The organism is Ideonella sp., from assembly GCF_035254525.1.
GTDB lineage: Bacteria > Pseudomonadota > Gammaproteobacteria > Burkholderiales > Burkholderiaceae_C > Ideonella.
In genome coordinates this window covers 1-13,688 of the sequence record NZ_DATFAN010000040.1, presented here as the reverse complement: position 1 = coordinate 13,688, position 13,688 = coordinate 1, and the positions used below count along the sequence as shown (strand labels likewise).

14 protein-coding genes, 3 tRNA genes and 1 pseudogene are annotated in these 13,688 nt (G+C 68.1%); 9 read left to right on the top strand and 9 right to left on the bottom strand.

Annotated features, from left to right (window positions below):
* From VJ693_RS04010 to VJ693_RS03980, 7 genes and pseudogenes are all read left to right on the top strand, one after another.
* Positions 1-310 (top strand): annotated as a pseudogene (locus VJ693_RS04010) (amidophosphoribosyltransferase); the annotation flags it as partial.
* The gene (locus VJ693_RS04005; protein ID WP_324152171.1) at positions 310-1,548 is read left to right on the top strand and encodes an O-succinylhomoserine sulfhydrylase; all 1,239 of its coding nucleotides are present in this window, start codon (positions 310-312) and stop codon (positions 1,546-1,548) included. The pseudogene VJ693_RS04010 and the gene VJ693_RS04005, both read left to right, overlap by 1 nt.
* Positions 1,549-1,557: 9 nt before the next feature.
* Positions 1,558-2,964, top strand: a complete 1,407-nt coding sequence (gltX, locus tag VJ693_RS04000) for a glutamate--tRNA ligase (protein ID WP_324152170.1) — start codon at positions 1,558-1,560, stop codon at positions 2,962-2,964.
* An 88-nt stretch (positions 2,965-3,052) separates the two neighbouring features.
* Positions 3,053-3,128 (top strand) — tRNA-Ala (locus VJ693_RS03995).
* 37 nt (positions 3,129-3,165) lie between these two features.
* A tRNA-Glu gene (locus tag VJ693_RS03990) sits at positions 3,166-3,241 on the top strand.
* 79 nt (positions 3,242-3,320) lie between these two features.
* Positions 3,321-3,397: transfer RNA gene (locus VJ693_RS03985), tRNA-Asp, on the top strand.
* 244 nt (positions 3,398-3,641) lie between these two features.
* Positions 3,642-4,283, top strand: a complete 642-nt coding sequence (locus tag VJ693_RS03980) for an FkbM family methyltransferase (RefSeq protein ID WP_324152169.1) — start codon at positions 3,642-3,644, stop codon at positions 4,281-4,283.
* Positions 4,284-4,379: 96 nt separating this feature from the next.
* On the opposite strand, the gene VJ693_RS03975 is transcribed toward VJ693_RS03980, so the two are convergent.
* The 4 genes from VJ693_RS03975 to VJ693_RS03960 all read right to left on the bottom strand — a co-directional run bounded on the left by VJ693_RS03975 (position 4,380) and on the right by VJ693_RS03960 (position 9,211).
* Complete coding sequence (locus VJ693_RS03975) at positions 4,380-5,099, bottom strand: hypothetical protein (protein ID WP_324152168.1); 720 nt, start codon at positions 5,097-5,099, stop codon at positions 4,380-4,382.
* A complete protein-coding gene (locus tag VJ693_RS03970; RefSeq protein ID WP_324152167.1) occupies positions 5,096-6,214 on the bottom strand; it encodes a GSCFA domain-containing protein in 1,119 nt (372 codons plus the stop codon). The genes VJ693_RS03975 and VJ693_RS03970 overlap by 4 nt, the downstream gene beginning before the upstream one ends.
* 104 nt (positions 6,215-6,318) lie before the next feature.
* The gene (gene cueR / locus VJ693_RS03965) at positions 6,319-6,711 is read right to left on the bottom strand and encodes a Cu(I)-responsive transcriptional regulator (protein ID WP_324152173.1); all 393 of its coding nucleotides are present in this window, start codon (positions 6,709-6,711) and stop codon (positions 6,319-6,321) included.
* A gap of 22 nt (positions 6,712-6,733) precedes the next feature.
* A complete protein-coding gene (locus VJ693_RS03960) occupies positions 6,734-9,211 on the bottom strand; it encodes a heavy metal translocating P-type ATPase (protein ID WP_324152166.1) in 2,478 nt (825 codons plus the stop codon).
* Between the two features lie 175 nt (positions 9,212-9,386).
* Between VJ693_RS03960 and VJ693_RS03955 the strand changes: the two genes are divergently transcribed.
* Positions 9,387-9,593, top strand: coding sequence for a heavy-metal-associated domain-containing protein (locus VJ693_RS03955; protein ID WP_324152165.1), 207 nt, complete (start codon positions 9,387-9,389; stop codon positions 9,591-9,593).
* A 7-nt stretch (positions 9,594-9,600) separates the two neighbouring features.
* On the opposite strand, the gene VJ693_RS03950 is transcribed toward VJ693_RS03955, so the two are convergent.
* The gene (locus tag VJ693_RS03950) at positions 9,601-10,200 is read right to left on the bottom strand and encodes a hemerythrin domain-containing protein (RefSeq protein ID WP_324152164.1); all 600 of its coding nucleotides are present in this window, start codon (positions 10,198-10,200) and stop codon (positions 9,601-9,603) included.
* A 180-nt stretch (positions 10,201-10,380) separates the two neighbouring features.
* Between VJ693_RS03950 and VJ693_RS03945 the strand changes: the two genes are divergently transcribed.
* Positions 10,381-11,040 carry a peroxiredoxin gene (locus tag VJ693_RS03945; RefSeq protein WP_324152163.1) on the top strand — a complete coding sequence of 220 codons (660 nt, stop codon included), beginning with the start codon at positions 10,381-10,383 and terminating at the stop codon, positions 11,038-11,040.
* Between the two features lie 24 nt (positions 11,041-11,064).
* Here VJ693_RS03945 and VJ693_RS03940 read toward each other — a convergent pair whose 3' ends face one another.
* From VJ693_RS03940 to VJ693_RS03925, 4 genes are all read right to left on the bottom strand, one after another.
* Positions 11,065-11,814, bottom strand: coding sequence for an MgtC/SapB family protein (locus VJ693_RS03940; RefSeq protein WP_414652222.1), 750 nt, complete (start codon positions 11,812-11,814; stop codon positions 11,065-11,067).
* A gap of 13 nt (positions 11,815-11,827) precedes the next feature.
* Positions 11,828-12,748: a DMT family transporter gene (locus VJ693_RS03935; RefSeq protein ID WP_324152162.1), complete on the bottom strand. Its 921-nt coding sequence runs from the start codon at positions 12,746-12,748 to the stop codon at positions 11,828-11,830.
* Complete coding sequence (locus tag VJ693_RS03930) at positions 12,745-13,293, bottom strand: methylated-DNA--[protein]-cysteine S-methyltransferase (protein WP_324152161.1); 549 nt, start codon at positions 13,291-13,293, stop codon at positions 12,745-12,747. The genes VJ693_RS03935 and VJ693_RS03930 overlap by 4 nt, the downstream gene beginning before the upstream one ends.
* Positions 13,290-13,688: DNA-3-methyladenine glycosylase family protein (locus tag VJ693_RS03925; RefSeq protein WP_414652221.1), on the bottom strand; the 399-nt coding region annotated here is incomplete at its 5' end. The genes VJ693_RS03930 and VJ693_RS03925, both read right to left, overlap by 4 nt.

Here is a 13,688-nt window from a genome sequence, read left to right as displayed (position 1 = left end):
CTATGGCATCGACATGCCGACCAAGGAAGAGCTGATCGCGCACAACCGCAGCATGGAAGAGATCCGCGAGTTCATCGGCGCCGATGCGCTGATCTACCAGGACGTGGATGCGATGAAGCGCGTCGTCGGCGCGCTGAACCCACGCCTGGCCGGCTTCGAGGCGTCGTGCTTCGACGGGACCTACATCACCGGGGATGTCTCGGCGGCCGACTTCGACGCGATGCAGGCGCAGCGTGCCTCGCAACCCGACGAAGAAGACGCGCCGGAGCGCAGCCGGCTGGCGCTGCAAAGCGGTGAAGGGAACGCGTGATGGCAGAAAGCAAGAAACGATTGCCGCGGGTTGGTCTTCCGACGGATGCCCGGCTGGCCACGCTGGCGCTGCGCGAGGGCCTGCCGCCTTCGCAATGGGGCGAGAACTCCGAGGCGCTGTACCTGACCAGCAGCTTCGTGCACCCCGATGCGGCCACCGCCGCGCGCCGCTTTGCCGACGAGGAAGAGGCCTTCACCTACAGCCGCTTCTCGAATCCGACGGTGCTGATGATGGAGCGCCGCCTGGCCGCGCTCGAAGGCACCAGCGGCTGCATCGGCACGGCCAGCGGCATGTCGGCCATCATGCTGCTGGTGATGGGCCTGCTGAAGGCCGGCGACCACGTGATCTGCTCGCAAAGCGTGTTCGGCTCGACGATCAAGCTGCTGCAGGACGTGCTGGGCAAGTTCGGCGTCGAGTCGACCTTCGTCTCGCAGACCGATGTCGACGAGTGGCGCGGCGCATTGCGCGCCAACACCAAGCTGCTGTTCGCCGAATCGCCGACCAACCCGCTGACCGAGATCTGCGACATCGCGGCGCTGGCCGACATCGCGCACGGGGCGGACGCCTGGCTCGCCGTCGACAACTGCTTCTGCTCGCCGGCCTTGCAGCAGCCGGTGAAGTTCGGCGCCGACTTCGTCATCCACTCTGGCACCAAGTACCTCGACGGCCAGGGTCGCGTGATCGCCGGGGCCGTCTGCGGCCCCGAGGAACTGCTGCAGAGCAAGCTGCTGCCGGTGATGCGCTCGGCCGGCCTGACGCTGTCGCCGTTCAACGCCTGGGTCGTGCTCAAGGGCATGGAGACGCTCGCGATCCGCATGCGGGCGCAAAGCGACAACGCGCTTGCTCTCGCGCGCTGGCTGGCCGAACAAGCCGGCGTGGCCCGCGTCTACTACCCGGGGCTCGAATCGCACCCGCAGCATGCGCTGGCGATGGCGCAGCAATCGGGCAGCGGTGCCGCGGTGGTCTCGTTCGACGTGGTCGGCGAGGGCGCAGCGGCCCTGCGTGCCAACGCCTTCTCGGTGATCGACGCGACGAGCATCTGCTCGATCACCACCAACCTCGGCGACACCAAGACCACGATCAGCCACCCGGCCACCACCTCGCACGGGCGCCTGAGCGAAGCGCAGCGCCAGGCGGCCGGCATCGGCCAGGGGCTGATCCGCGTCGCGGTGGGCCTGGACGACATCGACGATCTGAAGGCCGACCTGCTGCGCGGCCTTGCTCCCCTTTCGAAGTGACCTGACTGCATGAGCCAGCCCCCGACCACCCCGGTGCGCACCCGCATCGCGCCATCACCCACCGGCTTCCTGCACCTCGGCACCGCGCGCACCGCGCTGTACTCCTGGGCGTATGCCCGCCATCACGGCGGCCAGTTCGTGCTTCGCATCGAAGACACCGACGTCGCTCGCTCCACGCAGGACTCGGTGGACCAGATCATCGCGTCGATGCACTGGCTGGGCCTGGATTACGACGAGGGCCCGGTCTACCAGATGCAGCGGCTGCAGCGCTACCACGCCGTCGTCGAGCAGATGATCGCGGCGGGTACCGCCTACCGCTGCTACTGCACGCCCGAGGAACTGGAGGCGATGAAGGCCGGCCAGGAGGCGCGTGGCGAGAAGCGCCGCTACGACGGCACCTGGCGCCCCGAGCCCGGCAAGACGCTGCCGCCCGTGCCCGATGGCGTGAAGCCGGCGGTCCGCTTCAGGAACCCGGTCGAGGGCGAGGTGACCTGGGACGACCTCGTCAAGGGGCCGATCACGATCGCCAACCGCGAAATCGACGACCTGATCATCCTGCGTCCGGACGGTGTCCCGACCTACAACTTCGCCGTCGTCGTCGACGACTGGGACATGAGCATCACCCATGTCTTCCGCGGTGACGAGCACGTCAATAACACACCCTGGCAGATCAACCTGTTCGGCGCGCTGGGCGCGCCGCTGCCGCTGTTCGGCCACTGCCCAGTGATCCTCGGCGAGGACGGGCTGAAGCTCTCGAAGCGCCGCGGCGCGGTCAGCGTGACGGCCTACGAGGAGGGCGGCTACCTGCCCGAGGCGATGCTGAACTACCTCGCGCGCCTGGGCTGGAGCCACGGCGACGACGAGTTGTTCACGCGCGAGCAGATGGTCGCGTGGTTCGACGGCTCGCACCTGAGCAAGAGCCCGGCGCAGTGGGACCCGGCCAAGCTCGCCTGGGTCAACGCGCAGTACATGAAGCAGGCCGACGATGCACGGCTGGCGAAGCTTGCGGCGCAGCAGCTGCGCAGCCGCGGCGTGGCGGTGGCGGACGAGGCCGCGCTGGCGCCGATGTGCGCGCTGTTCAAGGACCGCTGCAGCACGACCGTCGAGCTGGCCGACTGGATCGAGATGTACTTCGTGCCGGTCGCGCCGAAGGCGGAAGACATCACCGCGCATGTGACCGACGCGGTCAAGCCCGCTCTCGAATCCTTGCGTGATCGGCTGGCGGCCATCGACTGGGACAAGGGGACCATCCAGCAGGCGATCAAGGACACCATTGCCGAGCACAAGCTGAAGATGCCGCAACTGGCCGTTCCCGTGCGGGTGTTGGTCTGCGGCCGCCCGCAGACGCCCTCGATCGACGCCGTGTTGTCGCTGTTTGCACGCGACGATGTGCTCGCTCGCTTGCGTACCGCTTAAAAGTCGGTATATACTCTTGGTCTTCGCTCAACGGCGTACCTGAATTGCAGCGGCAGATATCAACCGATAGATGCCGTTGCAGTAAGTAGGGGGTATAGCTCAGCTGGGAGAGCGCTTGCATGGCATGCAAGAGGTCAGCGGTTCGATCCCGCTTACCTCCACCAAACAAGGTGGCGTCGTCGGGTGATGAAAAGGATCCAGGTCCCCTTCGTCTAGAGGCCTAGGACACGACCCTTTCACGGTTGTAACAGGGGTTCGAATCCCCTAGGGGACGCCAATCACCATGGTGCAAACCAAGGTGGTCGGCACGGGCGGTTGAAGCCCGGAGCTGCGAGGCTCAAACTTCAGCACCACGCGGAGTGGTAGTTCAGTTGGTTAGAATACCGGCCTGTCACGCCGGGGGTCGCGGGTTCGAGCCCCGTCCACTCCGCCAACAAATTCAACGGGTTAGCGCTGCAAGGCGCTGACCCGTTCTTCTTCGTAGGGCCCCAATTCGTTCCCCACGTGTTCGTCACCGAACCTGTGAACCGGCGGACGAACTTCGCGAGGATGTCAGCCGCGCGACCGCGGACACAGCGTCGACGCTCGCAGGCGCCATCAGCAGCTATTCGCGGACCAATTCGGGCCCGTCTAGGCCTCACTGTTCACCGTCCCCCATGCCTTTACGTCAATTCACCGTGCGCGATATCCACCTAGAGGTCGATAGCGCGGCGCTCAACCAACCTCTCGAGGCAGCGCTCACGAGCGGTCGCTACGAGGGCTCAGAGGCCAAGGCTCTCCAACTGCTGTTGCGGCCGGAAGACCATTACTTCGAACTTGGGGGCGGCCTGGGCTTCATGTCGACGCTCGCGGGGCGCATCGTTGTCGACCCGGCGCGCATCCATGTCTTCGAGGCCAATCCCGAGTTAATCCCCGTGATAAAGAAGACTTGGGCCGTCAACGGCACCGGCGGAAACGTCTACAACTTCATGCTCGGCACCGGCAAGGGCCAGCATAAATTCCACGTGTCGAAGGCCTTCTGGGCTTCCTCCGGACAAATCGACTACGGCAACAGCAAGACCATCGTCGTCGAGCAGCGCGACTTCCTGAGGCAGTTGGACAGGAAGGCCGCGACTTTCGTGATGATGGACATCGAGGGTGGCGAACGCGATCTACTGAACAAGGTGCTGCCGCCACGCGTGCGGGCCGTGGTGGCCGAATACCACCCCACGATCATCGGCGCGGACACGGTCGCGGCGCTCTGGGCCAACCTGGAATCCCAAGGCTTTCGGATCGCGCCCGAGGCAAGTGACAACAAGGTGCGTTCGTACGTCCGCTGATCCGACGGGCGCCCCGCTCAATTTCCCCAGCTAGAGAACCTTGACAAGGTGTCCTCGAAACCGGCAGGAGCCCAGTCCCGCAAGTGATCGGATCGCTCAGCGGGCGTCGGCGGTAGCGATCACTCTCGCGGCCTCGAGGATCATCCGTCGTCCGAATGCCGCGTTGCCGTGATGCGGGTCGTCGAGGCGGTTGCGCAGCTCGTCGCGCATGAAGCCGTCTTCGTCGAAGACGTCCTGCGGCAGCTCGGCCACAGGAATGCGCTTGGCAGCGAGCCAGCCCTTCATGCGCTCGCGGAAGAAGCTGTCGATGGCGATCACCCTGTGTGCCCCGACCGTCGGAATCGCGGGGTGATGTCGGAAGGGCCGCGGGCCTTCAATCACAAAGGGGTTCATGCCCAGTGACTGCATTGCGATCAGCAGCGCCATCACGTGGCGCTGGTCGTCGTCCACCAGTCGGCCGAGCAGGCTGCCACTGACGGGGATGCCGGGGCCGTCCATGCCGGGCAAGGCGTGTCGCGCCCAATCCGCGTGGCGGAACACCCGCGCGGTGTGCAGTGCGCCGCTGACGCCATGCCATCGCGCGTCCGGGTGGCTCTTCAGCGGCAGGCGATGGATATTCTTGCGGTACTCCGGCTGGGTGATTGCGATGTGGTCGGCGCGGGCCCGGAAGAAGGGGAAGGGCAACAGGTGACCTCCGCCCAGCGGGCGGACGATCCACTCCTGGCCGTGCAGCGCGGGTGCGTCCTCGGCCTGCAGCGCCTGGATGCCTCGGTGCAGCTGTGCCGTGTGCGAATCGCCGATGATGACGACCTTCATCGCCGGTCCCCGAAGGTGCGCATCAACTCCTCGTCGCAGGCGATGGCCTCATCGTCAGCGACCTCGGCCTGCACCGCCTTCTGTGTGGCGGCGGGCGGGGGATTCACCCGGAAGAACTCGCGCATCACATGGTCAACGCCAGCGGCACTGACGCTGCGCATGTCGGTCTCGAAGAAGCGCCCCTGCATGGCGGGCGAAGCGATGATCTCGTAGGACGGGAAATAGTCGACCCACGCAAACTCGTCGGTCAGGGCCGACGCCGCCGCACGCAGCGTCGATTTGGAACGCATCGTCGCGACCGCGACATGCTCGCCGCTGGCCGTGGCCATCAGCGGCACCGGCGAGACCGTGACGAGCACTTGCAGGTGGGGCCGAAGGGCGCGAAGCGCCGTCAGGAAGGACCGCATGTCCGCCAGCACCTCCTCCGGCCTGAAGTTGTGGAACGCCACGGCCGCCGGGTCCCAGGTTCCGCCGTTCACACCAGGCGCGACGGGGTACACGGCGCCGTCGTGACGCGAGCCAAAGCACTCGGTGAGGCCGAGCGTGAACACGAAGAGGTCGACCGTCTCGAAGACCTCGCGCACCATCGCAAGGTGGTGGCTGCGCGAGCGGCGCAACTCATCGACGGACGAGAAGGGCTCGGGCTCGATCGTGGGGCGGAACGGGTCGACCACGCCATCGCGCCAGATCCAGTGGTCGTCCTTCGGCTTGAAACGGCCGAACGCGCGCTCGATCAGCTGCCACAGCTGCCGCGGCGTGTAGACGTTGCCGTAGCGCGCGGAATACATGCCGTAGCCGTACTCCAGCCGCGTGGCTCCGTTCACGATGAAGCCGGGTGCGGGCTCTGCGTCGATGAAGCGAAAACCCGCCTCTCGCACGCGGCGGCCGATGTGCTGCGCAAAGCAACTGCCCGCCGTCGCAATGGCCTGGTCCGTGATGCGAAAGCGCGGCTGGTACCAGTCCTCGATCTGCAGCGGGTCACGGTGGGCAACCGAACGCATCCAATGCGAGCGGGGGGGAATGTCAACGTAGGGATGCTTGGGCGAGGGAACCATGGGAATGTCATTCGTTCCACCACTGCCTTGATCGCGGGAAATGGCCTCGTGGCGTTGCATGGCGTTGATTGTCGCTGGCGGCACACCATCCAGTTCCATGTTGGCCGGCTTGAGGGCCACCGACGTACCGCGCTGTTGCGCTTTCTTCGGAGTACCCGCCGGGGTCACTGGCCCTCGACGATCGCGTCGATGATCGGGCAATCCGGCCGATCGTCGCCGTGGCAGCAGTGCACCAGATGCTCGAGCGTGGCCTTCATCGCCTGCAGCTCCTGCAGCTTCTGGTCGAGCTCGTGCAAGTGCGCCTGCGCGAGGGCCTTCACCTGGCGGCTGGGGCGGCGGCGGTTCTGCCACAGGCCGAGCAGCTCGCGGATCTGCTCGATCGAGAAACCGAGGTCTCGTGAATGGCGGATGAAGCGCAGCGTCGCGATCTCCTTGTCGGTGTACTGCCGGTAGCCGGCTTCCGTGCGTTGCGCCTCGGGGAACAGACCGACGCTCTCGTAGTGGCGGATCATCTTGGCCGACACGCCGGAAACCTTTGCGGCCTCGCCGATGTTCATGAACGTCACGGCGCTGCGCTCCTCAGGTGGTGGCGGGCTGGTGGATCTTCTTGGCGCTCACCGAGGCGGCCGCGACCTGGCGTTCTTCCAGCGAGCGCCAGCGCCGCAGCGTCAACGCGTTGGTGACCACGCTCACGCTGCTGAAGGCCATCGCCGCACCCGCGACCATCGGGTTCAGCAGGCCGAGCGCCGCCAGCGGGATGCCCAGCACGTTGTAGCCGAAGGCCCACCACAGGTTCTGCTTGATCTTCGCGTAGGTCTGGCGCGAGACGTCGATGGCGTCGGCAATGAGCCGTGGGTCGCCGCGCATCAGCGTGACGCCGGCGGTTTCCATCGCCACGTCGGTGCCGGTGGACATCGCGATGCCGACGTCGGCGGCAGCCAGCGCCGGCGCGTCGTTGATGCCATCGCCCACCATCGCCACGACCCGATGACCGCCGGGACCGCCGGCGCGCAGCGCCTGCACCGCCGCGGCCTTATCGCCCGGCAGCACGTTGGCGCGCACTTCGTCGATGCCGAGTTCGGCCGCCACGGCGCGCGCGCTGCCTTCGTTGTCGCCGGTCAGCATCACCGTGTGGATGCCGAGCTCGCGCAGCCGGGCGACCGCGCGCGCCGCGGTCGGCTTGATCGTGTCGCCGAAGGCCAGCAGGGCCAGCGTTCGCGCACCCTCGGGTTGCTGCTCGACCAGCCACGAGACGGTTCGGCCCTCGCTTTCGAAGCGGCGGGCCTCGGTGGCCAGCGCGCCGGGCCCGGCGCCCAACTCGGCGAGCAAGCGCCCGCTGCCCAGCGACAGCGTGCGGCCATGCACGACGGCCTCGAGCCCGCGGCCGGGCAGGGCCTTGGTGTCGCGAGCCTCGGGGGCGCTCAGGCGTGCGCCGTTCAATGCATCCATCACCGCGCGAGCGAGCGGGTGCTCGCTGGCCTGCTGCAGCGCGGCAGCCAGGCGCAATACCTCGTCGCGCGCCTCGCCGGGCGCCGGCAGCAGGGCGGCCAGCGCCGGCTTGCCTTCGGTCAGCGTGCCGGTCTTGTCGAGCGCGACCACGGTCACCGAGTGCGCGAGCTCCAGGGCCTGCACGTCCTTGATCAGGATGCCGTGCTGCGCCGCGACACCGGTGCCGGCCATGATGGCTGTCGGCGTCGCCAGGCCCAGCGCGCAGGGGCAGGCGATGACCAGGACCGCGACCGCGTTGATCAGTGCGCGCTCGGCGTCGCCGGCGATGCCGAGCCAGGCCAGGAAGGTCACGAGTGCGACGCCCAGCACGACCGGCACGAAGACCGCGCTGACCCGGTCGACCATGCGCTGGATCGGTGCCTTGGCCGCTTGCGCCGATTCGACCAGGCGGATGATGCGCGCCAGCGTCGTCTCGGCGCCGACAGCGCTGGTCTCGACCGTCAGCGCACCTTCCTTGTTGATCGCGCCGCCGGTCACCTTGTCCCCCGTGGCCTTGGCCACCGGCAGGCTTTCGCCGGTGATCAGCGATTCGTCGACGTGGCTGCGGCCCTCGAGAATGCGGCCATCCACCGGCACGCGGTCGCCCGGTCGCACGATGACGACGTCGCCCAGCACCACCTGCTCGACCGGCAGCTCGATCTCGGCACCGTCGCGCCGCACGCGCGCGATCGACGGGCGCAGTGCATTCAGTGCACGGATCGCATCGGTCGTCTGCCGCTTGGCGCGCGCCTCGAGCCACTTGCCGAGCAGCACCAGGGTGATCACGGCGGCCGAGGCCTCGAAGTAGAGGTGGGTCATGCCTTCGTGGCCCGCGTGCCGCAGCAGCAGGTACAGCGACAGCCCATAGGCCGCCGAGGTGCCGAGCGCCACCAGCAGGTCCATGTTGCCGGTCCTGGCGCGCACGGCATTCCAGCCTGCGCGGTAGAAGCGCCAGCCGACGCCGAACTGAACCGGCGTGGCGAGCGCGAGTTGCCACCAGCCGTCGAGCATCCAATCGATGCCGACGGCCTGCAGCAGCATGGGCAGCACAAGCGGAATCGTCAGCAGGGCACTGAAGGCCACCGGCCACCACTCGGGCAGGCGCCGCGTCGCCGGCGCCTGCTGCACGCGGACTTCGGTGGCCGTGTAGCCGGCCTTCTCCACCGCCGCCGTCAGCGCGGCCAGCGTCACGGTGGCCAGCGCCTGCACGGTGGCCCTCTCGGTCGCCAGGTTGACCGAGGCGGCCGATACGCCGGGTACCTTCAGCAAGGCCTTTTCGACCCGGGCAACGCAAGAGGCGCAGGTCATGCCGCCGATCTGCAGCGCCGTTTCCCTTGTGGTGACACCGTAGCCGGCCCTTCGCACGGCGTCGGCCAGCGGGGCGGCCGCCACCGAGGCCTCGGCGTGCACCGTGGCCTCTTCGGTCGCCAGGTTGACGCTGGCCTCGACCACGCCGGGCACGGCCTTGAGCGTCTTCTCGACCCGCATCACGCACGACGCGCAGGTCATGCCGGTGACCGGGATCCGGAAGGTGTTGAGCTTGGCGAGCGATGCGGTGCCGGCGGTCATGGGAGAGGGCTCCTCGATGGGATCGTTGTCGCCATCATCAAGCTTCCCATCGTGGCAAGGTCAAGCCGCCGCGAGCAAACCCTTCGTCCCGTTGAGGTTGATCAACCCCGGCGCTTGACCTTCCCACGGTAGGAAGCCTGACAGTATGCTATCCGCCAACCCCAAGGAGCATCGAATGATCGCCTTCGAAGTCAAGGACATGACCTGCGGCCACTGCGTCGGCGCCATCACCCAGGCCGTCCGGGCTGCCGACCCCCAAGCACGGGTCGACATCGACCTCGCCCGCCACCTCGTGCAGATCGAGCCGAGCCAAGCCGATGCGCAGGCGCTCGAGGCCGCGATCAGCGAGGCCGGCTACACGCCCCAGCCCTTGACGAACTGAAGGGCGTTCAGCGGCCGGTGGTCGCCCGGGCGCCGAGGCCGATCGGCGCCGGCACCGCATTGGTGATGCGGCTGAACAGCGCCCGGTATTCGGCTTCGGGCTCGTGGCCAGTCAGCGGGTCGCGGTTCGCACCGAAGGCCTTGTCGAGCTCGGCCCAGTCTTCGGGGGTCAACAACTTCTGCGCCAGCGGGATGATCTCTTCCTCTTCGTGGCGCATGTGGGTCAGGTAGAAATCAACGTAGCGCTGCGCGGCCTGCTCGAAGGCCTCGCGACGCGCCTCGCCCATCATCTCGAACGCCAACAACGAGTGCTCGAGCTCGCGCACTGCCTGCTCGCCCTGGGCGTGGTCGCCGTCGAGGTGGTCGAGCAACTCGTTGGCCAGCGGCGTGCGCTGGCGCAGCTTCGGAAACAGCAGTGCCGATTCCTTGTAATGGTGGCGCTTCTCCGGAAACTCGTCGACGTAGAACAGCATCGCGCGCAGCGCGGCGAAATCAGGCAGCGAGCCCTCGCGCCGGTGCTGCGCCAGCAGCAACAGGATCGAGCGCAGCATCGCCGCCAGCGCGGCGTGTTCTTCGTGGAGGATTCGCAAGGTGTCAGGTGTCGTCATGCCGGGGCCTCTTGTGCAGGGCTCTAGGCTCGCACCCGGCACGCTGGCCGGGCTTGCCATAGATCAAGCCGCGAGCGGCACATGCTCAGCCGCTTTCCGCATAACCCCACTGGCGTCAGGAGCGCTACGATCCTCGCCCCAAGCTGGATCGTTCCCCTCAGGACACGGAGGCTATTTGCCATGTCATTGCGCATCAACGACACCGCGCCGAACTTCACGGCGCAAACCACCCAAGGCACGATCGATTTCCACCAGTGGATCGGCGATTCGTGGGCCATCCTGTTCTCGCACCCGAAGGATTTCACCCCGGTGTGCACCACGGAGCTCGGCTACATGGCCAAGATCGAGCCGGAGTTCAAGCGCCGCAACGTCAAGCTGATCGGGCTGTCGATCGACCCGGTCGAAGACCACGAGCGCTGGTCGCACGACATCGAGGAAACCCAGGGCGCCGCGGTCAGGTACCCGATGATCGCCGACACCGATCTGAAGGTCGCCAAGCTCTACAACATGCTGCCCGCCGAGGAGCCGGGCACTGCCGCCGGCCGCACCGCCGCCACCAACCAGACGGTGCGCTCGCTGTTCATCATCGGGCCGGACAAGAAGATCAAGCTGATGCTGACCTATCCGATGACCACCGGCCGCAATTTCGACGAGGTGCTGCGGGTGATCGACTCGATGCAGCTGACCGCCGCGCACAAGGTGGCCACGCCGGCCAACTGGAAGCACGGCGACGACGTGATCATCGCCGGCTCCGTGTCGGACGCGGATGCGAAGACGCTGTTCCCGGCCGGCTGGAAGACCGTCAAGCCCTACCTGCGGGTCGTCAAGCAGCCGAAGTGAACGCCGTCGGGGCCCATGCTGCGGTCAGTTCCGCGCGTGGGCAAGCTGGAAGTGGTCGATCTCGGGTCGGCCACTCAGCAGCTCGGCGAGTTCCGGCAGCGTGGCGGCACGCTGCCGGCGCAACGCCACGGCGACGAAGCGCCACTCGGCCTGACTGCCATCGCCGCTGATGGTGATCGAGCCGGTGGCCAGCTCATAGCCGCATGCTGCGGCCATCTCGGCCACCGCGGCCTGCGTCGGCTTGTGCCCGGGCGCGAAGTGCAGGTGCACGCCGATCGCGTGGCGCGAGGGCAGTCGGCTCTCGATGAGCGAGCCCCACATCATCAGCGCTGCCGACAGCAGGGTGAGCAGGATCGCCGCGCCGTAGAAGCCGATGCCGACCAGCACGCCGATCGCACACGAGGCCCAGATCGACGCCGCGGTGGTCAGCCCGCTGATGTTCAGGCCCTCTTTCATGATCACGCCGGCGCCGAGGAAACCGACGCCGGTCACGATGCCTTGCACGACACGCGTTGGATCGAGCACGCCGATCACGGGTCCTTGGCCGCCGTACCAGAAGCCCGGGTAGCCGGCGAATACCGTGAGCGCGGCCGAGGCCATGCAGACGATGCCGTAGGTGCGCATGCCGGCCGCGCGGCCGTGGTACGAGCGCTCGTACCCGACGATCAGGCCCAACGCCAGGGCGCCCAGCAGGTTCAGAAAGACGACCGCGTTGACGGCGATGGCCGGCCGCGACCAGAAACCCAGCAGCCATTCGGGCGTCAGCATGTCCATGGGGCTGGGATTGTCAGCCCGCTGCGCGATCGGCATCGGCCGCCGCGCCGCGGCCGATGCGCGGCCGCCACAGCCCGGTGACCAGCGAGGTGCCGACCAGGATGACCGCACAGGCGCCCAGCATCGTCAGGTTGACCGATTCACCGAGGAACAGCCCGCCCCAGGCGATGGCGAAGGCCGGGATCAGGAAGGTGACGCTCAGCGCATTGGTGGCCCCGATGTGGGCGATCAGGCGGAAGTACAGCACGTAGGCCACGCCGGTGCAGACCAGCGCCAGTGCCACCACCGCACCCCAGGCGCGCGCGCTCGGCGCCACGTCGGGCCAGTGCCACCACATCAGCGGCAGCAGCACGATGGCGGCCGAGAGCTGGCTGCCGGTGGCCAGCGCCATCGGCGGCACGCCGGTCAACCAGCGCTTGGTCATGCTGGCGGCCAGGCCGTACATCAGCGTGGCGGCCAGGCAAGCCAGCACGGCCAAGCCGCTGCTGGCGCCGCTGGCGTCGGGCTTGAAGCTGGCCTTGTCCCAGGCCAGCCAGAGCACGCCGGCGAAGCCGATCGCCAGGCCCGCCAGCCGGTGGCCGGTCGGGCGATCGCCCAGCCACCACCAGGCGATCACCACGCCCCACAGCGGCGTGGTGGCGTTGAAGATCGAGGACAGGCCGCCCGTGATCGCCAGCGCGGCGTAGCTGAAGCACAGGAAAGGGATGGCCGAGTTCGCCACGCCGACGAGCGCGATCGCGCGCCAGTGCCGGCGCAGCGCCGACCACTCGCCGCGTTGCATGAGGATGGGCAGCAGGAACAGCGAGGCGCCCAGCACGCGCAGGCCGGCCAGCGCAAATGGGCCGAACTCGCCCGCGCCCATGCGCAGGAAGAGAAACGACGCGCCCCAGATCGCGGCGAGCACGAGCAGCTCGGAGGTGTCGCGCGCCTTCATGCGGCCACCATCTCGCGCTCGGCCATGGCGCCCGGCCTGCGGCGGCCGAAGCCCTCGCGCTGCAACAACTCGGTCTTGCGGTGCAAGCCGCCGGCATAGCCGGTCAGCGAGCCGTCGCTGCCGAGCACGCGGTGGCAGGGCACGATGATGCCCAGCGGGTTGCGCCCGACAGCCGCGCCGACCGCGCGCATCGCCTGCGGCCGACCGAGTTGCCGGGCGAGCGCGCCGTAGCTGGTGGCCGAGCCGGCGGGGATCGCCAGCAGCGCCTGCCACACGGCCTGCTGGAACGCGGTGCCCTGCGGATCCAGCGGCACGCGGAAGCGGCTGCCGGCGGCGTCCTGCCAGTAGGCGTCGAGCTCGTCCGCGGCCTGGGCGATATGGTGGTTGCCGGGGCGCACTGGCGCGGCCAGCACGCCCGGGTGGTGCGCCTGGTCGGTGAACCAGCAGCCGGCCAGGCCGTGGGCGGTCGCTGCCAGCAGCATGGCGCCGAGCGGCGTCGGGATCGTGGCCTGGGCCACGACGACGGTGTTCAGGGTGGTGTTCATGCGAGAGCCTCTTCGGTGCGCGGCAAACGCGCCGGTGCGTCGACCAGCGATTGCCACAGTTGCATCACGGCGTAAGAGCGCCAGGGCCGCCAGGCCTCGGCGCGGGCGCTGGCCTCGGCGGCGCTGGCCACGCCGAGTGCCCGCAACACGCCGATGTCGCTGGCGGGAAAAGCGTCGGGCCAGGCCAGCACGCGCAGCGCGACCAGCTCGGTCGTCCACGGGCCGATGCCGGGCAGTTCACCCAGCGCGGCGAGGGTTTCGGCCATCGGCGCGGCAGGCGAGAGATCGATGCGGCCCTCGGCCACGGCGCGGGCCAGCGCCTGGATCGCGCCGACCCGGGCCCGCACGATGCCCAGTGTGCCGATCGATTCGGGTGTCGCCTCGGCCAGGGCCTG